This window comes from Formosa sp. Hel1_31_208, from assembly GCF_900104785.1.
Taxonomy (GTDB): Bacteria; Bacteroidota; Bacteroidia; order Flavobacteriales; family Flavobacteriaceae; genus Psychroserpens.
Genome location: NZ_LT629733.1, coordinates 834,121 through 852,402 on the forward strand (window position 1 = coordinate 834,121; position 18,282 = coordinate 852,402).

At 34.4% G+C, this 18,282-nt stretch carries 14 protein-coding genes; 10 read left to right on the forward strand and 4 right to left on the reverse strand.

The features are described from left to right. The first annotated feature begins 76 nt into the window (after window positions 1-76). The 9 genes from uvrC (at window position 77) to BLT57_RS03605 (ending at window position 14,262) form a co-directional block, all read left to right on the forward strand. The gene (uvrC, locus tag BLT57_RS03565; RefSeq protein WP_091422377.1) at window positions 77-1,870 is read left to right on the forward strand and encodes an excinuclease ABC subunit UvrC; all 1,794 of its coding nucleotides are present in this window, start codon (window positions 77-79) and stop codon (window positions 1,868-1,870) included. Beyond that, window positions 1,867-4,104, forward strand: coding sequence for a patatin-like phospholipase family protein (locus tag BLT57_RS03570; RefSeq protein ID WP_231928762.1), 2,238 nt, complete (start codon window positions 1,867-1,869; stop codon window positions 4,102-4,104). Before uvrC ends, BLT57_RS03570 begins: the two co-directional genes overlap by 4 nt. A gap of 182 nt (window positions 4,105-4,286) precedes the next feature. After that, the gene (locus tag BLT57_RS03575; protein WP_091422382.1) at window positions 4,287-5,444 is read left to right on the forward strand and encodes a homogentisate 1,2-dioxygenase; all 1,158 of its coding nucleotides are present in this window, start codon (window positions 4,287-4,289) and stop codon (window positions 5,442-5,444) included. A 67-nt stretch (window positions 5,445-5,511) separates the two neighbouring features. Then, window positions 5,512-6,672, forward strand: a complete 1,161-nt coding sequence (gene hppD / locus BLT57_RS03580; RefSeq protein WP_091422385.1) for a 4-hydroxyphenylpyruvate dioxygenase — start codon at window positions 5,512-5,514, stop codon at window positions 6,670-6,672. Between the two features lie 174 nt (window positions 6,673-6,846). After that, window positions 6,847-7,641, forward strand: a complete 795-nt coding sequence (locus tag BLT57_RS03585; RefSeq protein WP_091422389.1) for a DUF3108 domain-containing protein — start codon at window positions 6,847-6,849, stop codon at window positions 7,639-7,641. A gap of 3 nt (window positions 7,642-7,644) precedes the next feature. After that, window positions 7,645-8,577 carry a tryptophan 2,3-dioxygenase family protein gene (locus tag BLT57_RS03590; protein ID WP_091422392.1) on the forward strand — a complete coding sequence of 311 codons (933 nt, stop codon included), beginning with the start codon at window positions 7,645-7,647 and terminating at the stop codon, window positions 8,575-8,577. Window positions 8,578-8,588: 11 nt separating this feature from the next. Further along, a complete protein-coding gene (locus tag BLT57_RS03595; RefSeq protein ID WP_091426650.1) occupies window positions 8,589-9,884 on the forward strand; it encodes a peptidoglycan DD-metalloendopeptidase family protein in 1,296 nt (431 codons plus the stop codon). Next, window positions 9,884-11,530: a glucose-6-phosphate isomerase gene (gene pgi, locus BLT57_RS03600; protein WP_091422396.1), complete on the forward strand. Its 1,647-nt coding sequence runs from the start codon at window positions 9,884-9,886 to the stop codon at window positions 11,528-11,530. Before BLT57_RS03595 ends, pgi begins: the two co-directional genes overlap by 1 nt. A 149-nt stretch (window positions 11,531-11,679) precedes the next feature. Then, a complete protein-coding gene (locus BLT57_RS03605; RefSeq protein WP_091422399.1) occupies window positions 11,680-14,262 on the forward strand; it encodes a TonB-dependent receptor domain-containing protein in 2,583 nt (860 codons plus the stop codon). Window positions 14,263-14,335: 73 nt separating this feature from the next. On the opposite strand, the gene gldD is transcribed toward BLT57_RS03605, so the two are convergent. The 4 genes from gldD to mutY form a co-directional block, all read right to left on the reverse strand. Continuing rightward, window positions 14,336-14,917 carry a gliding motility lipoprotein GldD gene (gene gldD, locus BLT57_RS03610; RefSeq protein ID WP_091426651.1) on the reverse strand — a complete coding sequence of 194 codons (582 nt, stop codon included), beginning with the start codon at window positions 14,915-14,917 and terminating at the stop codon, window positions 14,336-14,338. Between the two features lie 13 nt (window positions 14,918-14,930). Next, window positions 14,931-16,238 carry a gliding motility-associated protein GldE gene (locus tag BLT57_RS03615; RefSeq protein ID WP_091422403.1) on the reverse strand — a complete coding sequence of 436 codons (1,308 nt, stop codon included), beginning with the start codon at window positions 16,236-16,238 and terminating at the stop codon, window positions 14,931-14,933. Window positions 16,239-16,262: 24 nt separating this feature from the next. After that, on the reverse strand, window positions 16,263-16,715 hold the full coding sequence (locus BLT57_RS03620) for a single-stranded DNA-binding protein (RefSeq protein ID WP_091422410.1): 453 nt from the start codon (window positions 16,713-16,715) through the stop codon (window positions 16,263-16,265). 77 nt (window positions 16,716-16,792) lie between these two features. Next, window positions 16,793-17,833, reverse strand: a complete 1,041-nt coding sequence (mutY, locus tag BLT57_RS03625) for an A/G-specific adenine glycosylase (protein ID WP_091422411.1) — start codon at window positions 17,831-17,833, stop codon at window positions 16,793-16,795. A 134-nt stretch (window positions 17,834-17,967) separates the two neighbouring features. Between mutY and BLT57_RS03630 the strand changes: the two genes are divergently transcribed. Next, window positions 17,968-18,258: an HU family DNA-binding protein gene (locus tag BLT57_RS03630; RefSeq protein WP_028870804.1), complete on the forward strand. Its 291-nt coding sequence runs from the start codon at window positions 17,968-17,970 to the stop codon at window positions 18,256-18,258. Window positions 18,259-18,282 lie beyond the last annotated feature (24 nt).

The window sequence follows — 18,282 nt, forward strand, 5'->3', positions numbered from 1 at the left end:
TTAAAAAATTAAAATTCTATATAATTTTTAACACTAATAAAACGGGTATTAAATCCTAAATATTAACTTTGAATTAATGGAAAACCCTTCTTTAGATATTCAACTAAAAACCTTGCCTCATCAGCCTGGAGTCTACCAATATTTTGATTCCGAAGGGAAATTGATTTACGTTGGAAAAGCTAAGGATATCAAAAAGAGGGTCAGTTCGTATTTTACTAAAACTCACCATAACGGAAAAACTAGAGTATTAGTAAAAAAAATTGCCAGCATTAAGCATATTGTCGTTGAGACTGAAAATGATGCGCTCTTACTAGAAAACAATCTCATAAAGAAATATCAGCCGCGCTATAACGTGATGCTTAAAGATGACAAATCCTATCCATGGATTTGTATTAAGAACGAACGTTTCCCAAGGGTGTTTCCTACACGCCGTTTTTATAAAGATGGTTCTGAGTATTTTGGCCCTTATACTAGTATGAAAACCGTTCATACCTTATTAGACCTTATCAAAGGTTTATATAATTTAAGAACTTGTAATTATAATCTTTCTGAAGAAAAAATAACTGCCGGAAAATATAAGGTCTGTCTGGAGTATCATTTAGGAAATTGTAAAGGTCCTTGTGAAGATCTTCAGTCTGAAGATGCCTATAATCAGAGTATTGTTGCGATTCGTGAAATCATTAAAGGGAATTTTAAAGACTCACTCACCAAGTTTAAAAAACAAATGAAGGAGTTGGCTGATGAGATGCAATTTGAAGAGGCACACCGCATTAAAGAGAAAATTGAGGTATTGGAGAATTATCAAGTGAAGTCTACAATTGTTAATCCTAAGATTAGTAATGTTGATGTGTTTAGTATTGTTAGTGATGAAAGTTATGCATATGTGAACTTCTTACAATTGTCTTATGGAAGTATTATTAGATCTCATACTCTAGAGATTAAAAAGAAGTTGGATGAAACAGACAAACAATTATTAGAATTATCAATCACTGAAATTAGACAACGATTCAATTCTAATTCAAAAGAATTATATGTACCATTTAAAGTTGAGGTAGGGGATGGTATTAAACTTAGTGTTCCAAAACTTGGTGACAAAAAGAAGATATTAGATTTATCGATTCGCAATGCGAAATACTATCGCATGGAACGTTTTAAGCAAGTTAAAATTGTAGATCCTGATCGTCATGCTAATCGCATTATGGCACAGATGAAAAGTGACTTGCGTTTAACAGAAGAACCACGCCATATAGAGTGTTTTGATAACTCCAATATCCAAGGTACACATCCTGTAGCTGCCTGTGTCGTGTTTAAGAATGGAAAGCCAAGTAAAAAAGAATACAGGCATTTCAATATTAAAACAGTAGTAGGACCAGACGATTTTGCATCAATGGAAGAGGTGGTTTATCGCCGTTACAAGCGGTTATTGGATGAAGATCAGCCCTTGCCACAATTGATTATTATTGATGGAGGTAAAGGACAATTATCCTCTGCATTAAAAAGTTTAGACGTATTAGATTTGCGCAATAAAATCGCCATTATCGGAATTGCGAAGCGTTTGGAAGAATTATTTTACCCAGACGATCCAATTCCGCTATATTTAGACAAGAAAAGTGAAACCCTCAAAATCATTCAGCAACTTAGAAATGAAGCCCATCGTTTTGGGATTGAACATCATAGAAATAGAAGAAGTAAAACTGCCCTTACAACGGAGCTAGATACAATTCCTGGTATTGGAGAACAAACCGTAATTGCATTAATGAAGCAATTTAAATCGGTTAAACGAATTTCAGAAGCTAAAAAACAGGATTTAGAAAAAGTTGTAGGCGTGTCTCGAGCTCAAAAAATAATTGAATATTACAGTAAAAAGTGAAAAGATTAGTCCTTATCATATTAGTTTTTGTATCCGTTTTGTCCATAAAAGCACAAACGATTGATCACACTCTTGAACCAAAAGTAGGTTTAGTATTGAGTGGTGGAGGGGCTAAGGGATTTGCACATATTGGCGTACTTAAAGTGATTGATAGTTTAGGTATTAGAATAGATCACATTGCGGGAACAAGTATGGGAGCTATAGTGGGTTCTTTATATGCCTCAGGATACTCCGGAAAACAATTAGATTCTATTTTTAAAAGTCTAGATTTTGAAAAAGTTATCAATGATAATTTACCGCGTTCTTCAAAAACATTCTATGAGCGCGACAATACAGAAAAATACGCTATAGCTCTACCGTTTAATAAGTTTAAACTTAAATTACCTTCAGCCTTGTCAAGAGGTCAAAACGTATTTCATCTATTATCTAAATTAACGCTTCATGTGAGTGATGTGATTGATTTTAAAGATTTGCCTATTCCGTTTTTTTGTGTTGCAACGAATATTGAAACAGGTCAGGCTGTCGTTTTAGATTCTGGAAATTTGCCTTTAAGTATTACGGCGAGCGGCGCATTTCCGTCATTATTTCAACCGGTGAATATTAATAATCAATTGTTGATTGATGGAGGGGTCGTTAATAATTACCCCATTGATGAATTGAGAGCAAAAGGTATGGATATTATTATAGGTGTTGATGTGCAAGATGATTTAGCCACCCGTGAAGACATGACTTCCGCTCCAGATGTTTTGCTTCAAATCAATAATTTTAGAACCATAAATGATATGAAGGTAAAGTCTAAAAAGACTGATATTTATATCAAACCAGATATCACAGATTTTACAGTAGTATCGTTTAGCGAAGGACGTAAAATTATTGAGAATGGACAACGAGCTGCCAGAGAGAAATTAAAGCAGTTGGAGCAGTTGCCCAAGTATAAAAATCATAAAACAGCACTTGAATTTAAACTTAGTGATAACGACAGTATTGTTATTAATACTATTGGTATTAATGGAAATGAGCGCTATACAAGATCATATATTTTGGGAAAACTTAAGCTTAAAGGAAACGAGAAAGTCAGTTTTAAAGATTTTGAAAGAGGGGTTAATAATTTGATTGCCACCAATAATTTTGATTGGTTCCGCTATAATTTTAATAAATCAGTTGATAAAGAAGGGTATGATTTTGTAACTAAAATAAAGGAAAACGAAACCACAACATTTCTTAAATTAGGCTTACATTATGATGATTTATACAAAAGTGCAGCACTAGTCAATCTGACTCAGAAACGCCTATTATTTGATAATGATGTGGCCTCTATAGATTTAATTTTTGGCGATAATGTTCGTTATAATTTTGAATACTTCATTGACAAAGGCTTTTATTGGAGTATTGGTTTAAAATCACGATACAATCAGTTTGATAGAAATATTAATGCCGAATTGTTACTGGAAGAAACCCAAATAGCGTCCACTGGAATTAATAAACTGGATGTCCAATTACGAGATCAAACCAATCAATTCTATTTGCAGACCTTATTTAGAAAAGACTTCTCTCTAAGTATTGGCACAGAGCATAAACGATTAAATATCAAGTCGGAAACCATAACCATTAATGATGAAACCGATGAATTTGTTTTTGAAAACACCGATTATTTTAGTGTCTTCGGAACATTAACGTTAGACATGTATGATGATAAACACTATCCGTCTAGAGGTGTTTATTTTAATGGAGATTTCCATACGTATTTGTTTGCTTCAAATTTTAATTCAGGTTTTGACCGATTTTCTATTGCCAAAGCTGCAATAGGTTATGCTTTTAGTATTTCAGATAAAATGAGTTTTAACCTTCAAACTAGTGGTGGGTTTAAAATTGGAGATACCTCTACCAATACACTTGATTTTGCATTAGGTGGCTATGGAAATAGTTTTATCAATAATTTTATACCATTTTTAGGATATGATTTTATTACACTTACGGGAGACAGTTTTGTGAAAGCTTATGCTAGTGCAGATTATGAGATTTTCAATAAACATCACATCACCTTAGAAGCCAATTGGGCCAATGTGGATAATGAGATTTTTGAAACAGGAGAGTGGTTTACACTTCCAGATTATCGAGGGTATGGTTTTGGTTATGGGATTGAAACCTTTTTAGGACCTTTGCAAGCCAAGTTCAGTTACTCCCCTGAGTTGCGAAAGAGCATCTGGTATTTTAATATTGGATTTTGGTTTTAGTATAAGATATTTTTTCCGATATTTGAGTCATGTCAAATCTATACTTCAAAGATTTACTTAGTTACCTTCATTTTCTTATCAAGAGAAATCCTGAATAAGCAAGCATTTTTTGTATCTTTAAAACACACTTAAGCTATACGTATTTTCGTATGCACGTATCAACTTTTTAAACTTTAAAAAAAATGCCTTTTTATCATAAATTAGGAAAAATTCCATCGAAACGACATGTACAATTTCGAAAAGAAGATGGAAGTTTATATGCCGAACAATTATTTGGTACTATAGGTTTTGACGGGATGTCAACCAATAGTTACCACGAGCAACGACCAACACAGGTCAAAGCCATCAAAAAGCAATATAGTGTTGCACCTAAAATTGCAAAGGCCAACCATATGCAATCGTATCGTTTTCGTGGTTTTCAAGTGAAACCCGAAAATGATTATCTAGAAAGCCGCAAAGCCGTCCTTACCAATAGCGATTGTACCATTATTTTGGCGGCTCCGAAACAATCCACAACAGAATATTTCTATAAGAATTCAGACGCTGATGAGTTGATTTTTGTTCATAAAGGAACAGGGAAACTTAGGACCCATCTTGGGAATCTCGATTTTAAATACGGAGACTACCTTGTGGTGCCAAGAGGAATCATATATAAAATGGATTTCGATACTGAAGATAATAGATTGTTTATTGTAGAGTCGCGCCGACCAATATACACACCAAAGCGCTATCGCAATTGGTTCGGGCAACTATTAGAGCACTCTCCTTTTTGTGAGCGCGATTTGCGCCAACCTCAAGAATTAGAGACGCACAACGAGTCTGGTGAATTCCTAATGAAGGTAAAAAAGCAAGATGATATGTTTGAAATGATTTATGCTTCCCATCCTTTTGATGTGGTAGGATATGATGGTTATAACTATCCCTATGCCTTTTCAATACATGATTTTGAACCCATAACAGGTAGAATTCATCAACCGCCTCCAGTACATCAAACTTTTGAAACGGATGCTTTTGTGATTTGCAGTTTTGTGCCCCGATTATATGATTATCATCCAGAAAGTATACCAGCACCATACAACCATAGCAATATAGATAGTGATGAGGTGCTGTATTATGTAGATGGCGATTTTATGAGTCGAAATGATATTGATGCGGGTCATATTAGCTTGCATCCAGCAGGTATTCCTCATGGACCACACCCTGGAGCGACCGAACGCAGTATTGGAAAAGTCAAAACTGATGAGCTAGCAGTTATGGTCGATACATTTAAACCTCTTCAAATTACAGAAGAAGCTTTAAAAATAGCAGACGAAGATTATTATAAATCTTGGTTAGAATAGTAACAAAATAAATATATAAATCAATTGTTTTGATTGACTTCCTTCGGAAGACTAAATAATAAATATTATGGCAAAAGAAGTAAAAAGTGTCAATTACGGGTTGGAAAAAATCTTTGAAGATGCTCAAGATTTTTTACCACTTCTAGGAACAGACTATGTCGAGTTTTATGTTGGTAACGCTAAGCAATCGGCACATTTCTATAAAACAGCCTTTGGCTTTCAATCGTATGCTTACAAAGGTCTAGAAACAGGTTCAAAAGATGCTGTGAGCTATGTGCTAAAACAAGATAAAATTAGACTAGTATTAACAACACCATTAAATAGCAAATCGCCAATTAATGCCCATATTGTAAAACACGGTGATGGGGTAAAAGTAATCGCACTATGGGTAGATGATGCTAGAAAATCGTATGAAGAAACAACGAAAAGAGGGGCAAAGTCTTACATGAAGCCAGTTGTTGAAACCGATGAATTTGGAGAAGTGGTACGTGCAGGAATTTACACCTATGGAGAAACGGTACATATGTTTGTAGAGCGTAAAAACTATAAAGGGACGTTCATGCCAGGATTTGAAAAATGGGAATCCGATTATAACCCTGAACCTGTGGGCTTGAAATATATAGATCATATGGTAGGTAATGTAGGTTGGGGACAAATGAATACATGGGTGAAATGGTATGAAGACGTTATGGGATTTGTGAATTTCCTGTCTTTTGACGACAAGCAAATTCATACCGAATATTCAGCTTTAATGAGTAAGGTGATGAGTAATGGAAACGGCCGTATTAAATTCCCAATTAATGAACCTGCAAAAGCAGCTAAAAAATCACAAATAGAAGAATATCTTGATTTTTATGAAGATTCAGGGGTGCAACATATTGCAGTCGCAACAGATGATATCATTAAAACAGTGGCGAAATTAAAGGCTAGAGGTGTAGAATTCTTACCACCACCGCCACAGTCCTATTATGATATGATTCCTGAGCGATTGGGAGAGCATCGCGATATGATGAAGGAGGATATTAATAAATTGCAAGAATTATCAATTTTGGTAGATGCTGATGAGGAAGGTTATTTATTACAAATTTTTACGAAACCAGTGGAGGACCGTCCAACACTGTTTTTTGAAATTATTCAACGCATGGGAGCTAAAGGATTTGGGGCGGGTAATTTTAAAGCCCTGTTCGAATCAATAGAACGAGAACAAGCCAAACGCGGAACTTTATAAAGAAAAAAACTCCATCAGTATTGATGGAGTTTTTTATTTGAATTCTAACATAACTATAACGTCATTGTATATAATGGTTTCAATAAAATTTATATTTTTGGAATAGTAATTGTAATTCTATAGTACAAACAATAAAGTGTAATGCTGAAAGTTACATATACAATACGATCTAAAATGAAAAAAGTACTACTTATAATTGCTATTCTGTTTGGTGTGCAAGTTTCTTTTGCCCAAGATAAAGGCGCATTCCAAGAAGGCGAATGGTTTAAGTTTAAGATGAGTTATAGTGGTTGGTTAAAAGCCGGAGAAGCCACGTTAAAAATAAATGAAAAAGAATTAAATGGGAAAAAGGTGTATCATGTCGTAGGAAAAGGAAAAACTACAGGTTTGATTAATACCGTTTTTAAAGTAAGAGACCGCTACGAAAGCTATTTTGATAAGACAACAGGCTCTCCATATAAATTTATAAGAAAAATAGACGAAGGAGGACATACTAAAGATATTGAAATAGATTTTAATCATCAAGAACAGAAGGCTACTGTAAATAATAAAAAGTATAAAAACATTAAAACTATTGCGACTGAACAAGGTGTTCAGGATATGGTTTCTATGTACTATTATTTAAGAAATAGTATTGACATATCTACTTTGAGACGCGGAGATGAGATAAAAACAAATATGTTTTTTGATGAAGAGAATTATGGTTTTAAATTGAAATATTTAGGTAAAGAGACGATTAAAGTAGATATAAATGGTTCAGAGGTTAAAGTGAAAACATTGAAATTTAGACCTTATGTTATGGCTGGTCGCGTATTTAAAGAAGAGGAAAGCTTAACACTATGGGTTAGTGCCGACAAGAATAAAATTCCTCTAAAGATAAAAGCAGATTTAGCAATAGGGTCTTTAAGAGCAGATCTTGTCGCTTTCAAGGGTTTAAAACACTCTTTTCAAATAGAATTTGACAATTAAATTATGCCAGACCAACCTAAGTACGACGACATTATTAAAAAACTTCAAACGAAGTATGCTAAAATAGACCAAGATACCGAAGACCATTTATATGGTTTGCTTTATAGCAAGCCAATTACATATTGGGACTATATACAAACGGATGCACTTTTAAGCCTTCAAACACAGCGTACAACTTTACCTGATGAAATGGTCTTTATAGCCTATCATCAAATTAATGAGCTCATTTTTAAAATGATTTTGTGGGAAATTCAACAAGTAGCCGAAAAGGACGAATTATCTGTTGAGTTTTTTGAAAATAAAATTATGCGTATCAGTCGGTACTTTGACATGTTGACTACCTCATTCAATATCATGAGAGAAGGAATGGAAGTTGAACAATACATGAAGTTTCGATACACGCTGACTCCAGCAAGTGGATTTCAAAGCGCACAATATCGCATGATTGAATTCGCGTCAACCGAATTAATCAATCTTATTGATTATAGATTTAGAAAAACCATTGATCGGAATACACCTTTTGAGCACGCTTTCGAGCATTTGTATTGGCAAGCTGCAGGGAAAGATTATACTACAGGTAAAAAATCAACTCTTTTGACGAATTTTGAAAAGCGATACAAGGGTGATTTTATTCGCTTTATGCAAACCTACAATACTAAAAATTTATGGTCACGCTTTAAAGAATTACCAGAAAAAGATCAAGAAGATGAAAGCCTAGTTAAAGCTATGAGGCACTTTGACTATACGGTTAATATCACTTGGGTGATGGCGCATTACAATGCAGCACGTCATTACATTGAAAGCGGGACCGGAGATGGCGAAGCTACAGGCGGAAGCGATTGGAAAAAATATATGCATCCTAAATACCAAAAACGCATATTTTTTCCTGAACTTTGGAGCGAACAGGAATTAGAAAATTGGGGAGAAAACATTTAACGAACATTTTAATGCAACCAAAACAATTATTAATAGCACTTTTTATTTGTATTGGTTTTTTTTCATGCAAGGAGGAAGAAAAACCAGAATTAGAGCAATTACAAACCTTTTTAGAGCCAGAACCTGACAAAGAGTTTGGTTTTGTTCTCGAAGACTACGTTGTTAAAAGAGATACGATAAGAAAAGGAGATAGCTTCGGCGAAATATTAGAACGTAACAAAATTGGCTATCCTAAGATTTTTAATATCGCTGAAAAGGCCAAAGATAGTTTTGATATTAGAAAACTACAGATAGGTAAACCATATACCTTATTGTGCTCTAAGGATTCATTAGAAACACCTCGCTGCTTTATATACCAACCTAATAAAGAAGAATACGTCGTTATTAACTTTCAAGATTCTATTCATGCTTACACGAGTAGAAAGCCTATTACTTATGTTGAGAAAACTGCAACAGGAATTATACCAGATGGTATGGGAATTTCACAATTAATGATTGAACAAGGATTAAGTCCAAGATTAGCCTATAAAATGGCCGATGAAATATATGCTTGGACTATTGATTTTAGAAGACTTCAAGCGGGAGATAGATTTAAAGTGATTTATACTGATAAATATATAGATGATTCTGTATATGTAGGTGTTCATGATATTAAAGCCGTGTATTTTGAACACAAAAAAGAACCTTTCTATGCGTTTGAGTTTGAAACTGATTCTGTGAAACAAATTAGAGATTATTTTAATGATGAAGCTAAAAATTTAAGAAGGGCATTTTTAAAAGCACCTGTTCAATTTAGCCGGATATCGTCACGTTACAATCTCAATCGTCGAATCGCCTATTACGGTTATAAATTAAGACCACATAAAGGAACTGATTTTGCAGCATCAATAGGAACACCAATTCTGGCAACTGCCAACGGAACCGTCACCGAATCCACAAGACGACGAGGAAATGGGAAATATGTGAAGATTAGACATAATGCTACCTATAGCACTCAATACCTGCATATGAAAGCACAAAATGTTAAAAAAGGTGATTTTGTAAAGCAAGGAGATGTTATAGGTTGGATAGGGATGACTGGAAATACTGGTGGACCTCATGTGTGTTACCGTTTCTGGAAAAATGGAAAACAAGTGGACCCTTTAAGAGAAAAACTTCCTGAAGCCAAACCAATTTCAGATAGTTTAAAAGTAAAATATTTAGATTATATAGCACCAGTAAAAGTCAGGCTAGATAACATTCAATTTGAAGATAATAAAATTGAATTACCATCGGAAAGTGAAACACTAACGTCTAAAATACAGTAATGGCATTACAGACAATTAATCCAACTACAACTGAAGCTTGGAGCAAATTACAAGCACATTTTAAAAATATTCAATCGAAACATTTAAATGACCTTTTTGCACAGCATCAAGATCGCGTGAAGGACATGACGATTTCTTGGGATGATTTTTATGTAGATTATTCCAAACATCGCATTTCAGAAGACACAATGGATTTACTCCTAGAACTGGCCCATGAAGTGAAATTAAAAGACGCCATAGAAAAGTATTTTGGAGGTGATGTAATTAACCAAACTGAGGGGCGGGAAGTTCTACATACAGCCTTACGTAATCCAGAGCATACTGAAGTTCTGGTTAACGGAAAAAATATAATGCCAGAGATCTATCAAGTGAAAGGTAAGATTCATAGGTTTTCAAGTGATATCATCAACGGATCATTAAAGGGTTATACTGATAGGCCTTTTACAGATGTCGTCAATATTGGTATTGGTGGTTCTGATTTAGGTCCAGCAATGGTAGTTGATTCTCTTACATATTACAAAAACCACTTAAAAACACACTTTGTAAGTAATGTAGATGGTGATCATGTGAATGAAGTGATTAAGCAGCTAAATCCAGAAACGACTTTATTTGTGATCGTATCTAAAACCTTTACGACGCAAGAGACCTTGTCTAATGCAAATACCTTGAGAGATTGGTTTCTAAACAATGCGCCTAATGATGCCGTTTCCAAGCATTTTGTTGCTGTTTCTACTAATATTGAAAAAGTAAAAAGCTTTGGGATCGATGAAAACAATATTTTCCCAATGTGGAATTGGGTTGGTGGCCGTTTTTCACTTTGGAGCGCCGTAGGATTATCCATAAGTCTTGCTATTGGGTTTGATAATTTTGATAAGCTTCTTATCGGCGCTCATAAAATGGATGAGCATTTTAAAACAGAAGATTTTAAAAATAATATTCCTGTGATTACAGCACTTTTAAGTGTTTGGTATAATAATTTTTTTAATGCTGAAAGCGAAGCGATTATTCCATATTCGCAATATTTAAACCAATTTGCGACCTACTTGCAACAAGGTATTATGGAAAGTAACGGAAAAAGTATCGATAGAAATGGAGATACTATCAATTATCAAACAGGAACTATTATTTGGGGAGAACCAGGAACTAATTCTCAGCATGCGTTTTTTCAATTGATTCATCAAGGCACCAAATTAATACCTGCAGAGTTTATTGGATTTGCTAAATCCCTTCATGGAAATCAAGATCATCAGGATAAGTTGATGTCTAACTTTTTTGCTCAAACCGAAGCGTTAATGGGTGGAAAGTCGAGAGATGCGGTTAAATCAGAATTACTTGCTCAAGGGCTTTCCGAAGAAAAAATAAAAGAATTGACACCTTTTAAAGTTTTTGAAGGGAATAAACCAACAACAACTATCTTAATTGAAAAATTAACTCCAGAAAGCTTAGGTAAACTCATAGCAATGTATGAGCATAAGATTTTTGTTCAAGGAATTATTTGGAACATCTTTAGTTACGATCAATTCGGCGTGGAGTTAGGAAAGCAACTCGCAAATACCATTTTGAAGGAGCTAAATGACGAAAATGTTATCAACAATCACGACGCATCTACACAAAACCTTATCAAATACTACAAAAGCGTTAAATAGACCTGTTTATTACTATTTTGATTTCCATCAAGTTAAAAAGCAATTTTATGATAAATTTGTGTGTTAATAATTATTAACATTAAATTAACGTTTAAAACTAATACCATAGTATTTTTGCAGAAAATTAAAACTCTTTAAATTAATTTCATATGAAAAAAATTACTCAATTTTTATTTATGAGCTTATTGTTGCTTTCTACAGCAGCTATGGCTCAAAGTACTGTAAAAGGAAAGGTGGTCGCTGATGGCTTTCCATTACCTGGAGCAAACGTAGTTGAAAAAGGCACATCAAATGGTGTAAGTACCGATATTGATGGAAATTTCACCTTACAAACTAATGCTGCTAGCGGTTCTATCGTGATTTCTTACGTTGGATACTCAAGCATCACATTGAAGTTCAATGGGTCTCAAGATCTAGGATCTATTACTCTAGAAGCAGATAACTCACTACAAGAAGTTATTGTTGTTGGTACAGGAGTTATTGATATTGCTGAGGCAAGACAAACTCCAGTAGCCGTATCTACAATTAGAGGTAAAGATATTCAGTTGAAAATTGCTGGTAACTCTGAATTCACGGAATCAATGAAAAACACACCATCTATTTATGTAGCTAATCAAGCTGGTGGATTTGGTGATAGTCAATTATTTTTACGTGGTTTTAACGATACAAATACGGCTTTCCTTTTAAATGGACAACCTATTAATAGTGTTGAAGATGGTCGTTTGTTTTGGTCTAACTGGGCTGGTATGGCTGATGTTGCCAATGCCGTACAGATTCAAAGAGGTTTAGGGTCTTCTAAATTAGCAATCTCTTCAGTTGGTGGTACTGTTAACATTGTATCTAAAACGACTGAGCAGAAAAAAGGTGGTTTCTTCAGAGTCATGGGGGGTAACGATAGCTTTATGAAAGCAACTGTGGCTTACAACTCTGGTGTTAACGAGAAAGGCTGGGCGTTTTCAGTTTTAGTTGATCACTGGCAAGCACACAGAAAGTATTCTATTGGTACTGCTGGTCAAGGACAAAACTACTTATTCTCTGTTGGTTACAAGCCAAACGATAAAAACACATTCAACTTTTTATTAACGGGAGCACCACAATGGCATGATCAAAATTTTTCTAACGATTTAGAAGAATATGAGTTATATGGTGAGAAGTATAATGGAAATACAGGATTTAAAGATGGAGAGCGTTTTTCTGAAAGACGTAACTACTACCATAAGCCAGTAGCAAATCTTAACTGGGACTACAACATCAATGAAAAATTAGATTTATCTACCGTATTATATGCGTCTTGGGGACGAGGAGGTGGAACAGGGATGTTAGGTCGAGGTAGCCGTATCAGAAACGATATTGGTGAGATAGTATTTGATGATATCGTTGATAATAATGTTGCTGCGGCAGATTCTAATGGTTTTGCTGGTTTTAATGATGCTAGAGTAAGACGAGCGTCAGTTAATAATCATAACTGGTATGGATTATTATCTAATTTAAACATTGAATCTGGTGAAAACTGGACATTTAATGTAGGATTTGATGGTCGTTTATACAAAGGTGATCACTGGAGACAAATCAACGACTTGATGGGTCTTAGTGGTTTTGTAGATAATTTTAGAACCGATCGTCCAGATGATTATGTGTTTACTACTGAATTTGATGCCAACCCATGGTCGGCCTTATTTGAAACAGCAGACGAATCTGAACGTACGCAATTTGATTATTCTGAAAATATTAATTACTTAGGTGGTTTTGGTCAAGCTGAATATTCTACTGATAAATTCTCTGTATTCGTGCAGGCTGCAGTATCTACTCAGTCTTTCCAAAGAACAGGTCGTTTTATAGGAACAGGTAATGGTTTAGGTGAGTCTGAAAAAATTAATAAAACAGGTTACCAGGTTAAAGGTGGTGCATCTTATAACTTAGATGAACAACACACCGTTTTTGCAAATGCTGGTACATTCTCTCGTCAGCCATTCTTAGATAATATCTTTAGAGATATTAGAAACTCTAATGATTTAGTTCAACCAGAGATTGAAAACGAAGAAATCTTAGGTCTTGAAGCAGGATACCGTTTCACAAATGATGTGTTCAGATTTAACGTAGATGTATACAGAACCGAATGGGGTAATAGATTCCTATCATTTGGAACAGAATTACCAATGGATGAATTTGGAACATACCGTTTTACAGATGTAACACAAATTCACCAAGGTGTTGAATTTGATTTCGAATACCGTCCAATAGGAGGAGATTTCACATTAAGAGGTTACGGATCTTTAGGAAACTGGAAATATGAAGGATCTACGCCTTTTACCTTACAAAATGATGATACTACAGTTTTCCTAGAAACCAATGGAAATGTAGAATTAACAGATGTAAAAGTTGGTAATGCACCACAAACATCTTTTGGAGCTGGTTTTGTTTATAATATTACTGAAGGATTATCAGTAGATATGGATTATAACCTTTTCACAGACTTATATGAGTTTGTAGATGTTGAGGATGTTGTAGATGCAGCATTAAATGACACAACTTATCAAGCAGAAAAATTACCTGCTTACACATTGGCGGATGCTGGTGTAACTTACAGATTTGATCTTGGAGATAACAAGATGACATTTAGAGCAAACGTTAATAACGTATTTAACTCTGCTTATATCAACCAAAGAGATAACTTCGGTTACTTCCTAGGAATTGGAAGAACGTTCAACGCAAGTTTACGTTACAATTTCTAATTAGACTTAAGCTCAAAAATATAAAAAAGCCTATCATAATTGATAGGCTTTTTTGGTCATATTAATTTGGTTTTCATTTCTTCCATTCAATAGATTCCATCAAATGTTTGATGTCATTTTTTAAGTATACTGCTGCAGGATAAATAGAATCATAATTAGGTTTTGTATAGAAATATAAGGATCCACTTAGAAAATGATGGGTACTGTCTGTGACATAAAATTGTGATTGTGATGCAGCATTACCACCTACTTCATAGAACATTCCATAAACATCCTGTTTTGGATTCTCATAAATGATACTTTCAATTTCATCGGCTTTCATCGTGTGCTTCTGAGTTAAGTTTTGTGCATCTCGTAATAAGTTATTTAAATTATCAGCTGTAACTTTCTTATAAGTAAGATAAATAGTCCCTTTCATGTCAGGATAATTAATATCAATACCATAAGAATTATTAATACCATCTAATTTTAGCTTAGAGATATTATCTGCAGCTTTATTCTTTTCAAACGTAAATGGTATCGGCAAATCTACTTTAGCATATTCTGGTTTTTGATAGTCTAGTCTGAGCATCGCCTTGGGCTTCGGCAAGGGGTCATTTCCGCAAGAGATACAAGCAAAAGCCATCACAGGCAGCAATATTTTTTTTATCCTCATAGTGGTAGCCATTTTAATCTAAAATGGTAAACTTAATCTGTTTGATTCTTTTTTTGTCAATAGCTTCTATAGTGAAAACGTAATTTTTAAAGTTTATTTTACTCTGTAATCTTGGGAAAATTCCTGAAATCTCTAATACAAAACCAGCAATAGTCTCCGCTTCACCTTTATAATCTTCAAAATGTGATTCATCTTCAAGTTTAATGATTTTATAGAAGTCTTTAAGTGTTGTCTTCCCTTCAAAGGAATAATTTTTATCGTCAATTTTTGTGTAGATGACATCGTCATCATCAAATTCATCACTAATATCTCCAACGATTTCTTCAATGACATCTTCTAGTGAAATCACTCCTGATGTACCGCCATATTCGTCTACAACAATGGCTAAATGCACTTTCTTCTCTTGGAATTCTAACATTAAATCATCCAACTTTTTATTTTCAGGAACAAAAAATGGTTCACGCAATAAGGTCGTCCATTCAAACTTTTTTCGTTCAATATGAGGCAGAAGGTCCTTTATGTATAATATTCCAGTAACACTATCAATACTATCTTTATACACTGGAATTCTAGAGTAGCCATTTTTTACCACTTCTGGAATAATTTCTGCGTAATTCAAATCTTCACTCAGAGCAAAAATGTCCATTCTAGGTCGCATTACTTGCTTGGTATCGGTATTACCAAAAGACACAATTCCTTTAAGTATTTTATGTTCTTCTACGGTCGTATCGCCTTCCGTAGTGAGCTCTAAAGCTTGGGACAGCTGGTCAACACTTAAGTTTGATTTTTGCTTTCCAAATCGGTTTTGAATGCCTATTGTAATACTGCGCATAGGTAAACTAACAGGAGAAAATAGTACATCTAATATTCTTAATGGAATGGCCATAAACAAAGAGAATTTCACCCGATTTCTACTGGCATATATTTTAGGGACAATCTCACCAAAGAGCAAAATTAAAAAGGTGATAACAACTACTTCTAATGCGAAACGCAACCACGATAATTCAATGCTTTCAAATAAACGTTCACCTAGATAAGCAAAGAGAATTACGATGCCAATATTAATAAAGTTGTTGGCAACTAATATTGTGGCTAAAAGCTTTTTAGGGCGCGCTAATAGTTTAGAAATAACAGCAAAAGCTTTTTCATTTTCTTCTAAACCATTGTCAATATCAGATTTGGTTAAAGAGAAAAAAGCGACTTCTGCACCAGATATAAGAGCAGAGCAGAGCAACAAAATAAAAAGTAATACGAATCCGTAGAGAAAGGAAGCGCTTACATTGAGTATGCTAATTATTAAACTCGAGGGTTCAGGGTCCAAAGCAATAATTTAAGTTTAGATTATTTAAAACGGAAGATCATCGTTGTCTTCTGTAATTGATTCAGTTGGACTCGAAAGAGCCGGATCAGGTGTTGCTGCTTGTGTATTAGCCGCAGCAGCTTGACTTCCTTGATTCTCATTTTTTGTCGATAAGAATGTGAAATCGGTACATTGAATTTCAGTTGAATAACGATCGGTACCTTTATCGTCTGTCCATTTTCTCGTCTTTAAACGTCCTTCAATATAGACTTTGTCACCTTTTGATAAGTACTTTTCACATATTTCAGCTGCTTTATTCCGAACGACAATATTGTGCCATTCTGTATTGCTTACACGTTCATTAGTCTGTTTGTTCACATAGGTTTCGTTCGTGGCTAATGGAAAACGACCTACGCAATTCCCACCATCAAAATAATGCATCTTTACTTCATCGCCTAAATGCCCTATTAGCATTACTTTATTTAATGTTCCTGACATAGTTATTGTTATTTGAGCTTACAAAATTAAACATTTTGTAATCAGAATATTAAAAGTAAGAAAATTTTATGAGAATACTAAAAGTCAAACTCGTCAATAAATTTACTAATTAATATGGGTGTAGGATAGGTTTTGAGATGAGCAACAGGGATTCCTTCCTTTGGGAGCTTATCAAGCTCAATAATCCAAAATCGAGTGAACAAATGCTGGTGTGATAGTTTATGGACCAATTCGGAAGTGTTATATAAACTGTACTCATAATTAAGTCCACTGAAAAAGTGCTTAACTTTGGTATGCGAATTAAAATTTTCAGGATCTATGGGATGTTCACTTTCTATCAGTGGGAACTGATATAAATTTTGCCAAATACCTTTAGACGTCCGTTTTTCGAAAAGCGTTTGTTTGTCTGCGGAAATGAGCACTAAAAAGTTGAAGTGTTTCTTAGTGATCTTAGTTTTCTTTAGTTTGACAGGCAAAGCGTCAACCTTGCCTTTTTGTAACGCCATGCAACTATCTTTAAGCGGACAAACAGAACAGTTTGGATTTTTGGGCTTGCATTGGGTGGCGCCAAACTCCATAACTGCTTGGTTATAATCTCCTGGGTTGGTGCTATCTAATAAAGAACTGGCCAAGGCCTTGAATTCTTTAATACCAGTACTTGAGTTAATGGGTGTATCAATTCCAAAATATCGCGATAGCACACGATATACGTTTCCGTCAACCACCGCGGCAGATTCATTGAAACAAATGGAAGCAATGGCACTGGCTGTATAATCACCAACACCTTTAAGTTTTAGAATGTCTGAATAATTAGAAGGGAAAACACCATCTAGCTCATCAGCAATATGTTTTGCTGAAGTGTGCAAATTTCTAGCTCTAGAGTAGTAGCCTAATCCTTGCCATAATTTTAACACCTCTTGCTCGTCGGCATCTGCAAGTTTAAAAACTGTTGGAAAATGCCTTATAAAAGCTTCATAATAAGGCAACCCTTGTTTAATTTGAGTTTGTTGCATGATAATTTCAGACAACCAGATATGATAAGGGTTTTTGGTTGTTCTCCATGGTAAGCTACGCTTATTTGCTGAGTACCAATGTGTTAAAATTTTAGTGAAATTCATTTAAATTAAAAAATATTGGCAAAAGTAAATCTTTACAACGTTAAATTTTAATTAATTACGCTTGAAATATTGAAATTAAATTACCTATATTTGCATCCCTTATAATTAATAGATAACCCTAAAAATTAATAACAATGACAAAAGCTGACATAGTAGCTAAAATTTCCGATAAATTGGGAATTGAGAAAGGAGACGTACAAGCAACGGTGGAAACATTTATGGAAGAAGTTAAATCATCTTTAGAAGGAGGAGATAACGTTTACTTAAGAGGTTTCGGAAGTTTTATCGTAAAAACTAGAGCAGAAAAAACTGGTCGTAACATTTCAAAAAACACAACAATTAAAATACCTGCGCACAATATCCCTGCATTTAAACCTGCAAAAGTATTTGTCGAAGGAGTTAAAACTAACGTTGAAGTAAACTAAAACACGGGCTGAATTCGGTTCAGT